This window comes from Vibrio thalassae, assembly GCF_900089835.1.
In the GTDB taxonomy this organism is placed as follows: Bacteria; Pseudomonadota; Gammaproteobacteria; order Enterobacterales; family Vibrionaceae; genus Vibrio; species Vibrio thalassae.
Window position 1 is genome coordinate 1 of the sequence record NZ_OANU01000141.1, and the last position, 16,331, is coordinate 16,331.

The window sequence follows — 16,331 nt, forward strand, 5'->3', positions numbered from 1 at the left end:
ATAAGTGCGAACGGTATTTCTAGAGATACCTAAATCTCGCGCGATGCAGCGGATGCTTTGCCCTTGCTGATGTAAAACGTGTATTTCCACTAGTTGCTCCTGATTGATCATAATCCGCCGCTTTGTCCATTTTACGAACGGATAGTTTGCCTCAGGTGGGTCAATTTTAAATCGGCGTTAGTGGGTCATTTTTACATCGGCGCTGACAACAAACGTTGGCAAGGAATAATTATGGACTCAATAGTTAAAAGACCTCGAACCCGCTTATCTCCACAAAAGCGCAAGTTACAATTGATGGAGATTGCTCTAGAAGTATTCGCCAAACGCGGCATTGGTCGCGGTGGTCATGCGGATATCGCAGAAATTGCACAAGTTTCAGTAGCAACGGTATTCAACTACTTCCCAACACGAGAGGATCTAGTTGATGAAGTGCTCAACCACGTCGTATGTCAATATTCTAACTTCCTATCAAATACCATTGACCTTGATGTCGACATCAAAGAAAACCTCACCAACATCCTTGATGGTGTAGTAGACATGGTGACCGAAGACTGTCACTGGAACAAGGTATGGTTCGAATGGAGTACATCTACTCGTGATGAGGTTTGGCCATTGTTTGTTTCATCGAACAAAACTAGCCAAGCACTGATTGAAAACATGTTCATCAAAGCTACTGAACGTGGTGAAGTCTGCTCTCGACACAGCACCAAGCATCTCACTAACCTATTCCATGGTATTTGCTATTCAATCTTTATTGAAGCCAATCGGAGTAGTAATGGTGAATCTATTAAATCGCTTACCGACTGCTACATGGATATGGTTTGCATCTATGGGAAAGATGGTCACCACTAAAAACTGCCCTTGAGCATAAATATTCAAGGGTTTCATTTAAAATAGTATCCATAAAAAACGGCCAGTTTTGTACTGGCCGTTTTTGTCTTCTTAGAAATTATTTCTTTTTCTTCGCTTTTGCATTTGGAAGATCAGTAATAGTGCCTTCAAATACTTCTGCAGCAAGACCAACAGATTCGTGAAGCGTTGGGTGAGCGTGGATAGTCAATGCGATATCTTCTGCATCACAACCCATCTCGATTGCTAGACCGATTTCACCAAGCAGTTCCCCACCGTTAGTACCAACAATAGCGCCACCAATTACGCGGTGAGTATCTTTATCGAAGATAAGCTTAGTCATACCGTCTGCACAGTCAGAGGCAATTGCACGACCTGATGCTGCCCATGGGAATGTTGCAGTCTCGTAGTTGATGCCTTCTGCTTTCGCTTCTTTCTCGGTTTTACCAACCCAAGCCACTTCTGGCTCAGTGTAAGCAATTGAAGGGATCACTTTCGGGTCAAAGTAGTGCTTCTTACCAGAGATAACCTCTGCTGCTACGTGACCTTCATGCACACCTTTGTGAGCAAGCATTGGTTGACCAACGATATCACCGATTGCATGGATGTGAGGCACGTTAGTACGCATTTGCTTATCAACATTGATAAAGCCACGCTCATCGACTTCAATACCTGCTTTTTCTGCATCAAGCAGTTTGCCGTTTGGTACACGACCGATAGCCACAAGTACTGAATCGTAACGCTCAGCTTCAGCAGGTGCTTTCTTACCTTCCATTGAAACGTAGATACCATCTTCTTTCGCTTCAACTGCTGTCACCTTGGTTTCAAGCATCAAGTTAAACTTGTTCTTAATACGCTTGGTGTAGACTTTCACCATATCTTTATCCGCAGCAGGGATAAGTTGGTCAAACATTTCTACAACATCAATCTGAGACCCCAAAGAGTGGTAAACCGTTGCCATTTCTAGACCGATGATACCGCCGCCCATAATAAGCAGCTTTCCTGGTACTTCTTTTAGTTCTAGTGCATCAGTTGAATCCCAAATACGTGGGTCTTCATGTGGAATAAATGGCAGTTTAATTGGGCGAGAGCCCGCTGCAACGATAGCGTTATCGAAGTTAATAATCGTCTTACCGTCTTCACCTTCAACTTCAATTGAGTTAGGGCCAGTAAACTTACCAAAACCATTAACCACATTAACTTTACGCATCTTAGCCATACCGCCAAGACCGCCAGTGAGTTGGTTAATTACTTTTTCTTTCCAAAGACGAATCTTATCGATATCTGTCTGTGGTTCACCGAATACGATGCCATGCTCAGCAAGCGCTTTTGCTTCTTCGATAACTTTAGCCACGTGAAGTAGTGCTTTAGATGGGATACAACCCACGTTCAAACACACACCACCTAGCGTGCTATAACGCTCAATAAGAACGGTTTCTAGGCCTAAATCGGCACAACGGAATGCAGCGGAGTAACCAGCAGGACCGGCACCAAGTACTACCACCTGGGCTTTAATTTCTTTGCTCATTTTGACCTCTTGTAGTCATTATCCCTAACAGGCTGAGTGGGTATTGATTTTTATATGCTTAGACTTCGTTTTAAACAGACGTTCTATTAAACAAATAACTTAAACAATTATGATTTCAGACCGCCAACATTTTACAGAGATGTTAATGGTGTGAAAAGTAAATCAATTTAGCCTGTGAGCTAGACAACAGTTCACGTTGGAAATGTTGTATGAATTTGTTTTCCCTCTGCCCGCTTGCCAATAAATGAAGCGCGATTTGTTTGAAGAAGCTATCAACCAACAACGTCTCCCCCTAGTCAAAGGGGGAGCGAGAGAGGGAAATGTATCTTACAGTACTAGACGACGAATATCGCTTAGGCAGCTGTTTAGATAAGTAATGAAACGTGCACCTTCTGCACCATCGATCACGCGGTGATCGTATGACAGAGATAGAGGTAGTTGCAGACGTGGCTCGAATTCTTTACCGTTCCACACTGGCTTCATTTCAGACTTAGATACACCAAGGATACCGACTTCAGGTGCATTTACGATAGGAGTAAACGCCGTACCACCGATACCACCTAAGCTGGAAATAGTGAAACAACCACCTTGCATGTCAGCCGCAGTTAACTTACCTGAACGTGCTTTCTTAGACACTACCATCAATTCTTCAGATAACTCATAGATGCCTTTCTTGTTCACATCTTTGAATACTGGAACCACAAGACCATTTGGCGTATCAACAGCAATACCAACGTTCACGTACTTCTTAAGAATGATGCTCTCGCCATCTTCTGATAGAGAAGAGTTAAACGCAGGGAAGGCTTCTAGTGCTTTCGCAACCGCTTTCATGATGAACACAAGTGGCGTGATCTTCATGCCTGAATCTTTCTTCGCTTCGATAGCGTTTTGCTCTTTACGGAATGCTTCTAGAGCTGTGATATCCGCGTTATCCCACTGTGTAACGTGCGGGATCATCACCCAGTTACGGTGTAGATTAGCACCAGAGATCTTCTTGATCTTAGAAAGCTTCTGAACTTCAGTCTCACCAAACTTGCTGAAGTCAACCTTCGGCCAAGGTAGTAGACCAAGAGCAGAGCCGTCACCGCCTTTGCTAGATGCCGCAGCACCAGACTCAAGACGCTTAAGCGCATCTTTCACGTAGTTTTGAACGTCTTCTTTTAGGATACGGCTCTTACGACCAGAACCTTTAACCTTAGATAAGTTTACGCCAAACTCACGAGCCAGACGACGAACAACTGGAGACGCATGTGCGTATTCGTTGTTTTCTTGGAAATCGTTCGTTGCAGGTGCCGCCGCTGGAACTTCAGCTTTTGGAGCAGGTGCTGTCGCTTGAGCAGGAGCCGCCGCAGGAGCAGGTGCTGCGCCTTCAACCGGAGTGCCGGCCACAACGAACGTCATGATTAGAGAGCCAGTCGTTACTTTGTCGCCTGCAGCAATCTTGATCTCTTTAACTGTACCTGCGAATGGTGCTGGTACTTCCATAGAAGCTTTGTCGCCCTCTACAGTAATTAGAGATTGCTCTTCTTCTACTGTATCGCCAACTTTAACCATGATCTCAGTAACTTCTACTTCGTCACCGCCGATATCAGGAACGTTAACTTCTTTTTCAGCAGACGCCGCAGGAGCAGCTGCTGGAGCCGCTTCAACTGCAGGAGTAGCTGTAGGCGCACCAGAACCTGCTACCGGAGTGCCGGCCACTTTAAATACCATCACAAGAGAACCAGTGGTTACTGAATCACCTTCAGCAATCTTGATCTCTTTAACCGTACCTGCAAATGGAGCTGGTACTTCCATAGAGGCTTTGTCGCCTTCTACCGTTAGAAGAGATTGCTCTTCCTCCACTGTATCGCCAACTTTAACCATGATTTCAGTAACTTCTACTTCGTCGCCACCGATATCTGGAACGTGAACTTCTTTAAGTTCAGCCGCTGCCGCTGGAGCTGGAGCCGCTGCTGGAGCCGCTTCAGCCGCAGGAGCAGGTGCAGCGTCAGCTGCACCCGGAGCGCCGGCCGCATCTGCTTCGAAAATCATAATTAGAGAACCAGTAGTAACAGAATCGCCTTCCGCCACTTTGATTTCTTTAACAATACCTGCTTGAGACGCTGGAACTTCCATAGAAGCTTTGTCGCCTTCAACAGTGATAAGAGACTGTTCTTCTTCAACCTTGTCGCCAACGCTTACAAGAATTTCAGTAACTTCAACCTCATCCGCACCGATGTCAGGTACATTAATTTCGATTGCCATTGCTTATTTACCTTCTAGTTAAGCGCTGTATTAAGCGTATTGTGGGTTAGTTTTTTCAGTGTCGATGTTGAACTTAGCAATCGCTTCAACGACTACTGATTTCTCAACATCACCACGTTTCGCTAGCTCAGTAAGAGCTGCAACTACTACGTAGCCTGCGTTAACTTCGAAGTGACGACGTAGGTTCTCACGGCTGTCAGAACGGCCGTAACCATCAGTACCAAGTACTTTGTATGACTCAGAAGGCATGAACGCACGAACTTGCTCAGAGTAGTTCTTCATGTAGTCAGTCGCGGCGATTGCAGGCTCAGTACCCATTACTTGTGCAATGTAAGGTACTTTCGCTTCAGCTTCTGGGTGAAGCATGTTGTAACGCTCTACGTCTTGACCGTCACGAGTTAGCTCGTTGAACGATGTTACAGAGAACACGTCAGATGCGATGCCGTATTCTTCGCTTAGGATAGTCGCGGCTTTACGTACTTCGTTCATGATAGTACCAGAGCCCATTAGCTGAACTTTAGACTTATCACCAGCGTAAGATTCAAGCTTGTAAATACCCTTACGGATGCCTTCTTCAGCGCCTTCTGGCATTGCTGGCATTGCGTAGTTTTCGTTCATCACAGTTAGGTAGTAGAACACGTTCTCTTGGTTCTCACCGTACATGCGACGGATACCGTCTTGCATGATTACCGCAACTTCGTAAGCGAATGTTGGGTCGTAAGAGATACAGTTAGGAACAGTGTTCGCCATTATGTGCGAGTGACCATCTTCGTGCTGTAGACCTTCACCGTTTAGTGTTGTACGGCCAGCTGTAGCTCCTAGTAAGAAACCACGAGCTTGTTGGTCACCTGCCATCCATGCCATATCACCTACACGTTGGAAACCAAACATTGAGTAGTAGATATAGAACGGAATCATTGGTAGATCGTTGGTGCTGTATGAAGTTGCAGCGGCAACCCAAGAAGCCATTGAGCCTAGCTCGTTGATACCTTCTTGCAGAACCTGACCAGAGGTTGCTTCTTTGTAGTAAGAAACGATGCCTTTATCTTCTGGTGTGTATTCCTGACCGTGTGGGTTGTAGATACCAATCTGACGGAATAGACCTTCCATACCAAACGTACGAGCTTCGTCACAGATGATAGGAACGATGTTCTTACCAATGTTCTTGTTCTTAAGCAGGATATTAAGCGTACGAACGTATGCCATCGTAGTTGAGATGTCACGCTTCTGCTCGCTTAGTAGCGGCGCGAACTCTTCTAGTTCAGGAGTTTTGAATTCTTGAGTGAACTTAGGTAGACGCTGTGGCGTGTAACCTTTTAGTGCTTTACGACGAGCGTGTAGGTATTCGTATTCCGCACTACCTTCCTCAAGTTTTAGGTATGGAAGTTCCGCTACTTTCTCATCCGATAGGATGTCTTGAAGACCTAGGCGATCACGTAGGTGTAGTACGTGAGTCATGTCCATCTTCTTAACTTGGTGTGCGATGTTCTTACCTTCAGCCGCTTCACCCATGCCATAACCTTTAACCGTCTTAGCTAGGATTACTGTAGGACGGCCTTTAGTTTCTGCCGCATTTTTATACGCTGCATATAGCTTAGAAGAATCGTGACCACCACGCTTAAGCGCGAAGATTTCGTCATCTGTCATGTCTGCAACAAGTGCTGCTGTTTCTGGGTACTTGCCAAAGAAGTGCTCACGTACGTACGCGCCATCTTTAGACTTAAATGTTTGGTAGTCACCATCTACAGTTTCGTTCATTAGCTGTAGTAGTTTGCCTGACGTATCTTTCGCCAGTAGCGCATCCCAGTTGTTACCCCAGATAACTTTAACAACGTTCCAGCCAGCGCCTTTAAATAGACCTTCTAGCTCTTGGATGATGCTACCGTTACCCATTACAGGCCCATCTAGGCGCTGAAGGTTACAGTTGATAAGGAAGCATAGGTTATCTAGTTTCTCACGCGCAGCGAAAGACAGTGAACCGCGTGATTCTGGCTCATCCATCTCACCGTCACCTAGGAAGGCATAAACACGTTGAGCTGAAGTGTCTTTAAGGCCGCGACCATTTAGGTACTTGAGGAAACGCGCTTGGTAAATAGCAGAGATAGGACCAAGACCCATAGATACTGTTGGGAACTGCCAGAACTCAGGCATCAGTTTAGGGTGTGGGTATGAAGGAATACCTTTACCGTCTACTTCTTGACGGAAGTTATCTAGCTGCTCTTCAGTTAGACGGCCTTCAACGAATGCGCGAGAGTAGATACCCGGTGAGATATGACCTTGATAATAAACTAGATCGCCACCGTCTGTTTCATTAGGGGCACGGAAGAAGTGGTTGAAACACACTTCATAAAATGCGGCTGCAGACTGGTAAGAAGCCATGTGACCACCAAGGTCTAGGTCTTTCTTAGAAGCACGCAATACGATCATGATTGCGTTCCAGCGAATAATCGAACGAATACGACGCTCAAGAGTGGTATCACCAGGGTAAGCTGGTTCTTGTGCTGCTGGAATAGTGTTGATGTAGTTAGTGTTGATACCTGTCGGCATATCAACGCCGTCTAAACGTGCTTTCTCTAGAACTGTTTCTAGTAGGAACTGCGCGCGTTCTACACCTTCTTCGCGAACAACGGACTCAAGTGCTTGTAGCCAATCTTGAGTTTCCAGTGCATCTACGTCATGCTTCATGTCAGACATGGCGATCTTTCCTTCTGTTGGTTGGATCTACTTATTAAAAGTAAGCGTTTCTAGTTTTAAGAATCACTATCTTGTTGAATTCGTCTCAGAGAACGCTCACGTCGAGACTCTTCTCTGGTCAAATCTAACAATGTTTCTTCGATATAAGCTAAGTGTGAATGAGACATTTCACGCGCCTTTTCAGGCTTTCCAGAAACAATCGCTTCCACGATATTAGCTCGGTGTTTACTGACTTTCTCCACCACTTCACTTCGGCGGTGCAATAACTTTAAATTCTGTAATACATTTTGCTCTAGCAATGGCGCTAAGCTTCGTACGATATGAAGCAACACAACATTGTGGGCAGCTTCCGTTAACGCAACCAGAAAAGCCATAACAGCAGAAGCCTCAGCCTCAATGTCATCCGTTTCTTGTACTTTGCGAATCGTTCTTAAGCAGTTTTCAATTTGAGCAAAATCTTCATCGGTACCACGCAATGCCGCGAAATAAGCAGAAATGCCTTCCATAGCATGACGCGCTTCGAGTAAATCGAGCTGCGTTTCATTATGGGAGGATAGAAGGTCTAACAATGGATCCGAGAAACTTTTCCAGATATTTTCGCTCACAAACGTACCTCCCCCTTGACGGCGGGTCAGTAGCTTCTTCGCTTCTAGGCGCTGAATCGCTTCTCGAATGGAAGGTCGAGAAACATCAAACTGTTTTGCCAGCTCTCGTTCAGGAGGAAGCTGTTGACCTGCTGAAAGTGTCCCTTCAACAATCAAACGTTCCAACTCCTGTTCAATCACATCAGAAAGTTTCGGCTGACGAATCCTTTGATAAGCCATATTTATTATTCTACTTTTTCTTTCGAAGTTAATTGGTATTACCAATTTTAAATTGGCGTAAAAATTAACACATTTAAAACACCGATGTCTAGTGAAAAATTGATTCAAATCATAGAACGGGCCTTGCATTAACCATTGTGAAACATTTATGGATTAAAACATCAACACTCATGGTCAGACCAATTACATAAAGAAAACTAAAAGGGAAAATTACGTGCTATAAAAACACTTATAAATCAATAACAAACAGTCTGCTTATTGAGCTAAAAAACTTGACCAGCATCAATAAAAGAAGCCATGTTTTCAGACGGAGGCATTAATAATTTGAATAACAAAATAAATCTGTTGCGACACGGGTTTGTTTTGTTTTCAAACTGTCATCGCTTCATGAGAGAGCATTTTTAAAACGACGCCAGTCAAAAACCAGGCCAGGGTCACTTTTTCTCAACGGCGCTATATATTGATGCCCAGTAATCCGAGATGGCGTGATTTGAGGATAGTGTCGGGTCAAGGCATTTGTCAGCCGCTGTAAACTGAGGTACTGCTCATCGGTGTAAGCGACATAGTCTGAACCCTCAAGTTCAATACCAATTGAATAGTCATTGCATTTATCGCGCCCGGCGAAACTCGATACACCGGCATGCCATGCTCTTGCATCAAAAGGAACAAACTGCACCACTTCACCGTTTCGTCTTATCAAGCAATGTGCCGAGACTCGAAGATTTTCTATCACTTTGAAAAACGGATGGACCGAGGCATCCAGCTTACCCAAGAAAAAGTCTTCGATATAAGGACCGCCAAATTGACCCGGTGGTAAACTGATATTATGAATAACCAATAAGGAGATATCACTCGGATCCGAGCGAGTATCATAATGAGGAGACGGAACGAGGCGCGCATGACAATACCAACCTTGAGCATCAATAAGATTCTGGTTTTCTTGACCTTTATTTCTATTGTTTCTTTGCATACATCGACATTCCAGCTCACTCTATGACGATATGATTTTATCGGACAACGAAGAAAATGCGAGAATTGATGCTGAAATTCCGCACAAGCAAGAGTATCATGCCCACTTTGTTACCCCACAAAGACAGTTTTAGCGATGAAGAACACACATAACAGTCAAGAGCGCCTCGAATATCTTAAGCAGCAAATTCCAACAGAAATTACTCGTGCAGTGGCCGATACGTTACGCGAAGATCTCGGTGGTACTTTAGATGCCAAAGCTGATATCACTGCGAATTTAATTCCAGCTGAGACTCAAAATGTTGCCACTATTATCACTCGTGAGCACGGCGTTTTTTGTGGTCAAATGTGGGCCGACGAAGTTTTCAAGCAACTGGGCGGTGAAGTCGTTATTGACTGGCATGTTCAAGATGGCGACAAAGTTGAACCTAACCAGGTACTTTGCACTCTTACAGGTCCAGCACGCGTATTACTTACGGGTGAACGTAACGCCATGAACTTCATTCAAACCCTGTCTGGCTGTGCTACTGTGGTTGCTCAATACGCTGAAAAAATAGCTCATACCGAGTGCCGACTGTTAGACACACGCAAAACCATTCCTGGCCTGCGCAGTGCATTAAAGTATGCCGTCGCTTGTGGTGGTGGCTTTAACCATCGTATCGGTGTATTCGATGCTTATTTAATAAAAGAAAATCACATTATTGCGTGTGGCGGTATCAATAAAGCCATCGAAACGGCGAAACAGTTAAACCCTGGCAAACCGGTTGAAGTCGAAACAGAATCACTAGAAGAGCTACAACAAGCCATCGATGCAGGTGCAGATATCATTATGCTTGATAACTTTAGCACCGATATGATGCGTCAAGCGGTTGAACTTAATGCTGGCCGTGCTGCACTTGAAAATTCAGGGAATGTCACTTTGGACACCATCGCTGAGTTTGCGGAAACTGGTGTTGACTATATTTCTGTCGGAGCATTGACCAAGCACCTAAAAGCAATGGATCTATCGATGAGATTTAAAGACTAGCTTATTTCTCAACCCACGACTCTTATGAAAGCGAAGCCAATTTGGCTTCGCTTTTTTGTTCCTATATGGTTCTAGGCCTTAAATCGATACTTACTCCGCACGCCTATTCTGATTGTTTGTAAACCTTCTTTTAATTATCCGCCCTAGGTCGTAAGCCAATCACTACTCGCTTTCTCCTATTTAAGGATGCTTCTATTGTCGCCACATCCCCGGTGTTTAAGGAGTCAAAATGAATAAAAAAATCAATCAAAAAGGCTTTACCTTGATCGAGCTGATGATTGTGGTTGCCGTCATTGGCGTGCTTGCCGCTGTCGCTCTACCGCAATATCAAAAATACGTTGGAAAAAGTGAAGCGGCTTCTGCTTTGGCGACCCTATCGGGGCTTCGGACCAATATCGAGGCCTACACTCTAGAACAGGGGAGTTTTCCTGATACAAAGACCACGCCTGATTTAAAAAACCGCTTAGGGTTTCCCATCGCTATTATTGACGCAATCGAAGCGGATGCAGGAGTTAACGGAGCGGGCAACATTATTTTGTCCTTTGACCAAGTCCCCAATGCCAGCCCGTCTATTAGCACCTATAAACTGGCATTAGCTCGAAATGCCCAAGGTGGTTGGAGCTGTATCAGTACAGCTAGCGAAGCATCGGGTGTGCTTCCAAAAGGCTGCGGATATTCAGAAAGCGTCTCTGCTACGGTACCAGAATGATCCAATCGACCCTCCCTTCGATATTGAGACAGACCAATATTATTAACGAAATGCAAGAAGCAGCCTTGTATGACTTGTCTATGTCATCTGGCTGCTCAGTACCAGAAGGCATTGCTGAGCTCAAATATTGCCAAGCCCTGGACCTGGTAAACCTGTTAAGTGACCTATTTGGATTGCCAATTGGGTCACTGGAAAGCAAGAACTATTCGGAATTGTGCCAACAGCTAGGACTACGTGAAATTATCTTGCAGTACAACGCATTGCCGATTTCACTGCAAGACAGCGTACTCACTCTTGCGGTCAGCGATCCCACACCGCCTCAATTAGAAAATGATTTTAAGTTTGCTTCTGGGCTGAACATTGAATTGGTTCTAGTCAACCATCAAACCCTTAAAGCGGCCATTCGCAAGATTTATGGCGAGAATCACAAGCAGTGGTGCCAACAAGACAAGGAGTTAACCTCTGACGAGCTAGCAAATTTAGTTCAAATCAGCGACAGTGAGGTTGAACAATCGGAAGACTTGATGCTTGATGATGCGCCAGTCAGTCGATTCATCCATCAAATATTATCAGAAGCCATTAGCAAGAAGGCTTCTGACATTCATTTTGAACCTTACGAAAATCAATACCGAATTCGATTTCGCTGTGACGGTATCCTGCTCGAAGCACATCAACCAGCGAGTCAATTAAGTCGCAGACTATCTGCTCGCCTGAAAATACTAGCTAAGCTTGATATTGCCGAACGGCGATTACCTCAAGATGGCCGAATCAAGCTTAAACTATCACCACAAATTGCGACCGATATTCGTGTCTCAACATTACCGACAGTCTGGGGAGAGAAAATCGTCCTTCGGCTCTTAGATATGGCATCCGCTAATTTGAGTATTGATCAGTTAGGCTATAGCCAAGCTCAGCAATCGCTTTACTTACAAGCCTTACATAAGCCACAAGGCATGATCTTAATAACTGGCCCAACTGGAAGTGGAAAAACCGTTTCACTCTACGCTGGACTGAATCTACTCAATACTCCTGAGCGCAATATCTCCACGGCAGAAGATCCCGTTGAAATACACATTGATGGCATCAATCAAGTGCAAGTTAATCCTAAAATAGGATTTGATTTTTCTCAGGCCTTACGTACTTTTTTGCGTCAAGATCCAGATATCGTAATGGTCGGAGAAATCCGCGATATTGATACCGCAGAGATTGCGGTAAAAGCGGCTCAAACGGGACACTTAGTTCTGTCAACGTTGCACACCAATTCGGCGCTAGAAACCATCACACGATTACAGAATATGGGCATTGAGAGTCATAACTTGGTTTCTTCGTTATCTCTGATTATCGCGCAGCGCCTCGCTCGTTGTCTGTGTCCTCTGTGTAAACAACCAGACAATCTGTCCTATGACCTCCGTCAAAAACTAAATATACCCTTAGAGAAAACCATCTATAAAGCGAATGAACTAGGATGCACCGAATGCAACCAAGGCTACTCTGGACGCATTGGTATTTACGAGATTTTAGTGTTCTCTCCCCAATTAAGCACGGCCGTACTTCAACAGGCCAGTCTTCAAGAATTACAGGTCATCGCGATGTCACAACAAATGATGACGCTCAGGCAGTCTGGTATTGAGAAGTTGAGTCTTGGAGTCACCAGTTACCAAGAACTGCAGCGCGTACTCTATTTTGAGTAACAAGGAGGTGTTATGGCCAATAGTACTCCAATGCCACTAAAAAAGTTCTGCTGGAAAGGCCTCGATCGCTTGGGAGCCAAAAAGAAAGGAACCATCTTGGCCCTAACTGAAGTTGAAGTACGAAACCAGTTAAGCCTACAGCATATTCGTGTTAGTAAAATTACTCGTCATCGTATTTCAGTTTGGACCAAAATGACGAATAAGGTCACACGTAGAGATACCACGCTATTCACCAGACAACTTGCCACCTTATTAAACACAAGAGTTCCCGTCGTTCATGCGATTAAACTTATCTCACAAAGCCATTCTAAAGCAGAAATGAAATCCGCCTTAAATCAATTGGTTTTACAAATAGAAAGTGGCGTACCTCTTGCTCATGCAATGCGAACATCAAGTGCACATTTTGATCGTTTCTATGTCGACATGGTTGCGACTGGCGAGTCGTCGGGCAATATTGCTGCAGCACTAGATAGACTTGCAACCTATCGAGAGAAGGACGAAGCTTTGCAAGCTAAAATAGTGAAAGCTATGCTCTATCCCAGCATGGTGCTAATAGTGTCTATTGCTGTCACTTATTTAATGCTCACCAATGTCATACCTGAATTTGAATCGATGTTTAGAGGATTCAATGCTAACTTGCCTTGGTTTACAACCTTAGTTCTAGATCTGTCTGATTGGAGCCAAACCTATGGTTTGCTCGTTATCGTTTCACTTAGCCTATCGGTTGCCAGCCTTAAGTTGATCTGTACTAAAAGTGAGAGAGCTATGCTCTATATCAGCAAACTTCTGGTTAAAGTCCCAATCATCGGTGAGCTTATCGGCAAAGCTAGCATCGCAAAATTCTGCCGGACACTAGCGACCAGTTTTAGTTCTGGCGTCCCTATACTCGCAGGTATACACGCGAGCGCAAACACCACGGACAATTCATACTATCAATACGCCATTCTTTCAATACATACCAGTGTTGCCGCTGGCACCCCAATTCATCTTGCTATGCGAAACACTCGCGCCTTTCCAGAGTTGGTGCTGCAAATGGTTATGATTGGAGAAGAGACGGGTAAACTGGATGATATGCTCAATAGAATAGCGTTGGTTTACGAAGCAGACGTTGATAGCACTGTTGATAATCTAGGAAAAATCATCGAGCCGTTCATCATTGTTGTGTTAGGCGCAATAATCGGTGGATTAGTTATCGCAATGTACTTACCTATCTTTAACTTAATGTCAGTAATAGGCTAACATAGGCAATAACTTACTGATTTTACGGTTTCATATTCAATAATGGACGTTTTCTCTTATTACCCGTGGCTCTTTCCAACGTTTGCCGCTGTTTTTGGGCTGATTGTGGGCAGCTTTTTAAACGTCGTCATTTATCGGTTACCGATAATGATGGAACGAGGCTGGCGTGAAGAGTGTGCCGACGCTTTCCCTGAGTACAAGATTACGCCTCCTGAAGGTAAATTTAATCTGAGTGTACCGCGCTCAGCTTGTCCTAAATGCCACACACCAATCCGTATTATCGATAACATCCCTGTACTTAGTTGGTTGCTGCTCAAGGGTAAATGTCATCATTGCACTCATAAAATAAGTGCGCGCTACCCTCTTATCGAGCTTTTGACTGCGGCTATGTCCGCAGCGGTCGCTTTGCAGCTTGGGTACAGCGAATATAGCTTAGCGTTAATCATTTTTACCTTCTTACTTATCAGCGCTACGTTTATCGACTTCGATACCATGTTGTTGCCGGACCAGCTTACCTTGCCGCTAATGTGGTTAGGCATTGCTCTCGCATTATTGGGTATCTCGCCCATTTCGTTGACGGATTCTGTCATTGGTGCCATGGCTGGTTACCTTTGCTTATGGTCTATTTTCTGGCTATTTAAGCTACTCACAGGTAAGGAAGGAATGGGCTATGGTGACTTTAAGTTGCTGGCGGCTCTTGGAGCGTGGTTAGGCTGGCAACATTTACCTCTGATCGTTTTAATGTCATCCGTTGTCGGGGTTTTGTTTGGTCTCATTCAATTGCGAATGCAGAAAAAAGGAATTGATGTTGCGTTTCCTTTTGGCCCTTATTTGGCTATTGCTGGTTGGATAAGTGCTTTATGGGGAGAACAAATCATTCATTATTACCTTGTCTCTTATATAGGAATGTAATCATGGGATTTGTTATTGGACTTACCGGTGGTATTGCAAGTGGAAAAACCACCGTTGCTAACCTTTTTCACGATAACTTCGCTATTGATTTAGTCGATGCCGATCTCGTTGCACGAGAAGTTGTAGAAGTAGGTTCAGCAGGCCTAGACACTTTAACGCAGCACTTTGGTGTTGGAATCCTCCAAGAAGATGGTTCTCTTAATCGCAGTGCTCTTCGGGAGCGCATTTTTGCTAACGAGGACGAAAAGCTTTGGGTCAATAACTTGCTTCATCCAATGATCAGAGAACGAATGCAAGCCCTATTAGACGCGTCCACCAGCCCCTATACTCTATTTGTGGTGCCACTTCTTATTGAGAATAGTCTGCAAGGCATGGCCGACCGTATTCTGGTCGTAGATGTTTGTGAAGAAACACAAATTTACCGAACAATGACACGTGATGGGGTGCCTGAGTCACAAGCCCGTTCTATACTCAAAGCACAGGTAAACCGAGAAACTCGTTTATTGCACGCGGATGACGTGATTGATAATAATACTGATAACGCTCAACTTTTGCCCCAAGTCACAGAATTACACCAAAAGTACCTAGCATTATGCGAACAAAATCGGTGAAAATAGCAGGGAAGCGTTTAAAGGCTAGCAGATGATCACAAATAGATTCGAACACCCTCTTAATGAAAAAACAAGAATGTACCTAAGAGTTGAATCTCTCTTGAGACAGCTTCAGCACTCCTCGTCTTGTTCAGATAGCTATCAGTATCAAATTTTCTTCAAATCTCTCTTTGATTTACTGGAGATCTTCGAGCAAATCCAGCTAAAGAGTGAGCTGGCCAAAGATCTTGAAAAGCAGCGCCAAACGTACCGTGCTTGGCTCAACGTCGATGGCGTTGATCAGGAAATGTTAGGTTCGATCTTAAGAGATCTGGATGCTGTTCATAAGAATTTGATGATGGCTGAACGATTTGGTCAATCACTAAAAGAAGATCGTTTCCTTAGTACAATCCGTCAACGATTTGGGTTACCGGGCGGATCGTGTTGCTTTGATTTGCCATCGTTGCATTACTGGTTGCACATACCGATTGAAAAACGCATGCAAGATACGGAAGCTTGGTTGGCATCCGTAAAACCACTTATGAATGCCCTTCAGCTGTGGTTAAAGCTCACTCGCGAGACTGGTCGTTTTAAGAAACAGATTGCCCGCTCTGGGTTTTATCAAAGTGATGCTGAAGAAGCGAATATTCTTCGCCTAACTATTCCAATGGAGTATGGCGTCTACCCTATGATTTCAGGACATAAAAACCGCTTTGCGGTGAAGTTCATTGCCTTTGAATCAGGGCAAGCCTACCCTAATGATATTGAATTTGAATTAGCTGTGTGTAGCTAAGAGTAACACTCAGGAATTACTATGAGTAAACCAACCGTTGTTCCATGCCCTCAATGTAAAGCTGAAGTTGTCTGGAACGAAGACAGCCCGTTTCGCCCATTTTGTTCTAAACAGTGCCAAATGATCGATTTTGGAGAGTGGGCTGACGAAGAGAACACGATTCCAGGCGCTCCTGATATGTCTGACAGCGATGGCTGGTCTGAAGATAATTACTAACCTCGTCCAGCAATTACCGCCCCCTATGGTATTGACAGGACTC

The 16,331-nt window shown here is 44.4% G+C and carries 15 protein-coding genes; 9 read left to right on the top strand and 6 right to left on the bottom strand.

The genetic code is table 11. From position 1 onward, the window contains the following. Positions 1-111: helix-turn-helix domain-containing protein (locus tag VTH8203_RS22225; RefSeq protein WP_158296086.1), on the bottom strand; the 111-nt coding region annotated here is incomplete at its 3' end. Positions 112-231: 120 nt separating this feature from the next. On the opposite strand from VTH8203_RS22225, the gene VTH8203_RS22230 reads away from it, so the two are divergent. Then, positions 232-852 carry a LuxR/HapR/OpaR family quorum-sensing transcriptional regulator gene (locus tag VTH8203_RS22230; protein WP_096995613.1) on the top strand — a complete coding sequence of 207 codons (621 nt, stop codon included), beginning with the start codon at positions 232-234 and terminating at the stop codon, positions 850-852. Between the two features lie 97 nt (positions 853-949). Here the strand turns inward: VTH8203_RS22230 and lpdA are convergent, their stop codons facing one another. From lpdA to ampD, 5 genes are all read right to left on the bottom strand, one after another. Next, positions 950-2,377 (bottom strand): dihydrolipoyl dehydrogenase, encoded by a 1,428-nt coding sequence (gene lpdA, locus VTH8203_RS22235; RefSeq protein WP_096995614.1) that lies wholly within the window; start codon positions 2,375-2,377, stop codon positions 950-952. Positions 2,378-2,704: 327 nt separating this feature from the next. Then, complete coding sequence (gene aceF, locus VTH8203_RS22240) at positions 2,705-4,624, bottom strand: pyruvate dehydrogenase complex dihydrolipoyllysine-residue acetyltransferase (RefSeq protein WP_096995615.1); 1,920 nt, start codon at positions 4,622-4,624, stop codon at positions 2,705-2,707. A gap of 30 nt (positions 4,625-4,654) precedes the next feature. After that, a complete protein-coding gene (gene aceE, locus VTH8203_RS22245) occupies positions 4,655-7,318 on the bottom strand; it encodes a pyruvate dehydrogenase (acetyl-transferring), homodimeric type (RefSeq protein WP_096995616.1) in 2,664 nt (887 codons plus the stop codon). Between the two features lie 56 nt (positions 7,319-7,374). Continuing rightward, complete coding sequence (pdhR, locus tag VTH8203_RS22250) at positions 7,375-8,142, bottom strand: pyruvate dehydrogenase complex transcriptional repressor PdhR (protein WP_096995617.1); 768 nt, start codon at positions 8,140-8,142, stop codon at positions 7,375-7,377. Positions 8,143-8,527: 385 nt separating this feature from the next. After that, positions 8,528-9,112 (bottom strand): 1,6-anhydro-N-acetylmuramyl-L-alanine amidase AmpD, encoded by a 585-nt coding sequence (gene ampD / locus VTH8203_RS22255; RefSeq protein WP_096995618.1) that lies wholly within the window; start codon positions 9,110-9,112, stop codon positions 8,528-8,530. A 135-nt stretch (positions 9,113-9,247) separates the two neighbouring features. Here ampD and nadC point away from each other — a divergent pair, with 135 nt between their 5' ends. From nadC to yacG, 8 genes are all read left to right on the top strand, one after another. Next, positions 9,248-10,138, top strand: a complete 891-nt coding sequence (gene nadC, locus VTH8203_RS22260) for a carboxylating nicotinate-nucleotide diphosphorylase (RefSeq protein WP_096995619.1) — start codon at positions 9,248-9,250, stop codon at positions 10,136-10,138. Between the two features lie 229 nt (positions 10,139-10,367). Beyond that, positions 10,368-10,847 (top strand): pilin, encoded by a 480-nt coding sequence (locus VTH8203_RS22265; RefSeq protein WP_096995620.1) that lies wholly within the window; start codon positions 10,368-10,370, stop codon positions 10,845-10,847. Beyond that, a complete protein-coding gene (pilB, locus tag VTH8203_RS22270; RefSeq protein ID WP_096995647.1) occupies positions 10,847-12,538 on the top strand; it encodes a type IV-A pilus assembly ATPase PilB in 1,692 nt (563 codons plus the stop codon). The genes VTH8203_RS22265 and pilB overlap by 1 nt, the downstream gene beginning before the upstream one ends. A gap of 12 nt (positions 12,539-12,550) precedes the next feature. Then, positions 12,551-13,777: a type II secretion system F family protein gene (locus VTH8203_RS22275; RefSeq protein ID WP_096995621.1), complete on the top strand. Its 1,227-nt coding sequence runs from the start codon at positions 12,551-12,553 to the stop codon at positions 13,775-13,777. A gap of 42 nt (positions 13,778-13,819) precedes the next feature. Further along, positions 13,820-14,689, top strand: coding sequence for a prepilin peptidase (locus tag VTH8203_RS22280; protein ID WP_096995622.1), 870 nt, complete (start codon positions 13,820-13,822; stop codon positions 14,687-14,689). Positions 14,690-14,691: 2 nt separating this feature from the next. Then, the gene (gene coaE / locus VTH8203_RS22285) at positions 14,692-15,300 is read left to right on the top strand and encodes a dephospho-CoA kinase (RefSeq protein ID WP_096995623.1); all 609 of its coding nucleotides are present in this window, start codon (positions 14,692-14,694) and stop codon (positions 15,298-15,300) included. A 31-nt stretch (positions 15,301-15,331) separates the two neighbouring features. Next, the gene (gene zapD / locus VTH8203_RS22290) at positions 15,332-16,072 is read left to right on the top strand and encodes a cell division protein ZapD (RefSeq protein ID WP_096995624.1); all 741 of its coding nucleotides are present in this window, start codon (positions 15,332-15,334) and stop codon (positions 16,070-16,072) included. Between the two features lie 21 nt (positions 16,073-16,093). Then, complete coding sequence (gene yacG / locus VTH8203_RS22295; protein ID WP_006074419.1) at positions 16,094-16,288, top strand: DNA gyrase inhibitor YacG; 195 nt, start codon at positions 16,094-16,096, stop codon at positions 16,286-16,288. Positions 16,289-16,331: the final 43 nt, after the last annotated feature.

Bases quoted from the DNA above. Each gene is read 5' to 3' on its own strand.
- VTH8203_RS22275 (WP_096995621.1), top strand. From the start codon at position 12,551: ATGGCCAATAGTACTCCAATGCCACTAAAAAAGTTCTGCTGGAAAGGC.
- nadC (WP_096995619.1), top strand. From the start codon at position 9,248: ATGAAGAACACACATAACAGTCAAGAGCGCCTCGAATATCTTAAGCAG.
- pdhR (WP_096995617.1), bottom strand. From the start codon at position 8,142: ATGGCTTATCAAAGGATTCGTCAGCCGAAACTTTCTGATGTGATTGAA.
- VTH8203_RS22265 (WP_096995620.1), top strand. From the start codon at position 10,368: ATGAATAAAAAAATCAATCAAAAAGGCTTTACCTTGATCGAGCTGATG.
- coaE (WP_096995623.1), top strand. From the start codon at position 14,692: ATGGGATTTGTTATTGGACTTACCGGTGGTATTGCAAGTGGAAAAACC.
- ampD (WP_096995618.1), bottom strand. From the start codon at position 9,112: ATGCAAAGAAACAATAGAAATAAAGGTCAAGAAAACCAGAATCTTATT.
- aceF (WP_096995615.1), bottom strand. From the start codon at position 4,624: ATGGCAATCGAAATTAATGTACCTGACATCGGTGCGGATGAGGTTGAA.
- VTH8203_RS22230 (WP_096995613.1), top strand. From the start codon at position 232: ATGGACTCAATAGTTAAAAGACCTCGAACCCGCTTATCTCCACAAAAG.
- zapD (WP_096995624.1), top strand. From the start codon at position 15,332: ATGATCACAAATAGATTCGAACACCCTCTTAATGAAAAAACAAGAATG.
- VTH8203_RS22280 (WP_096995622.1), top strand. From the start codon at position 13,820: ATGGACGTTTTCTCTTATTACCCGTGGCTCTTTCCAACGTTTGCCGCT.
- aceE (WP_096995616.1), bottom strand. From the start codon at position 7,318: ATGTCTGACATGAAGCATGACGTAGATGCACTGGAAACTCAAGATTGG.
- lpdA (WP_096995614.1), bottom strand. From the start codon at position 2,377: ATGAGCAAAGAAATTAAAGCCCAGGTGGTAGTACTTGGTGCCGGTCCT.
- yacG (WP_006074419.1), top strand. From the start codon at position 16,094: ATGAGTAAACCAACCGTTGTTCCATGCCCTCAATGTAAAGCTGAAGTT.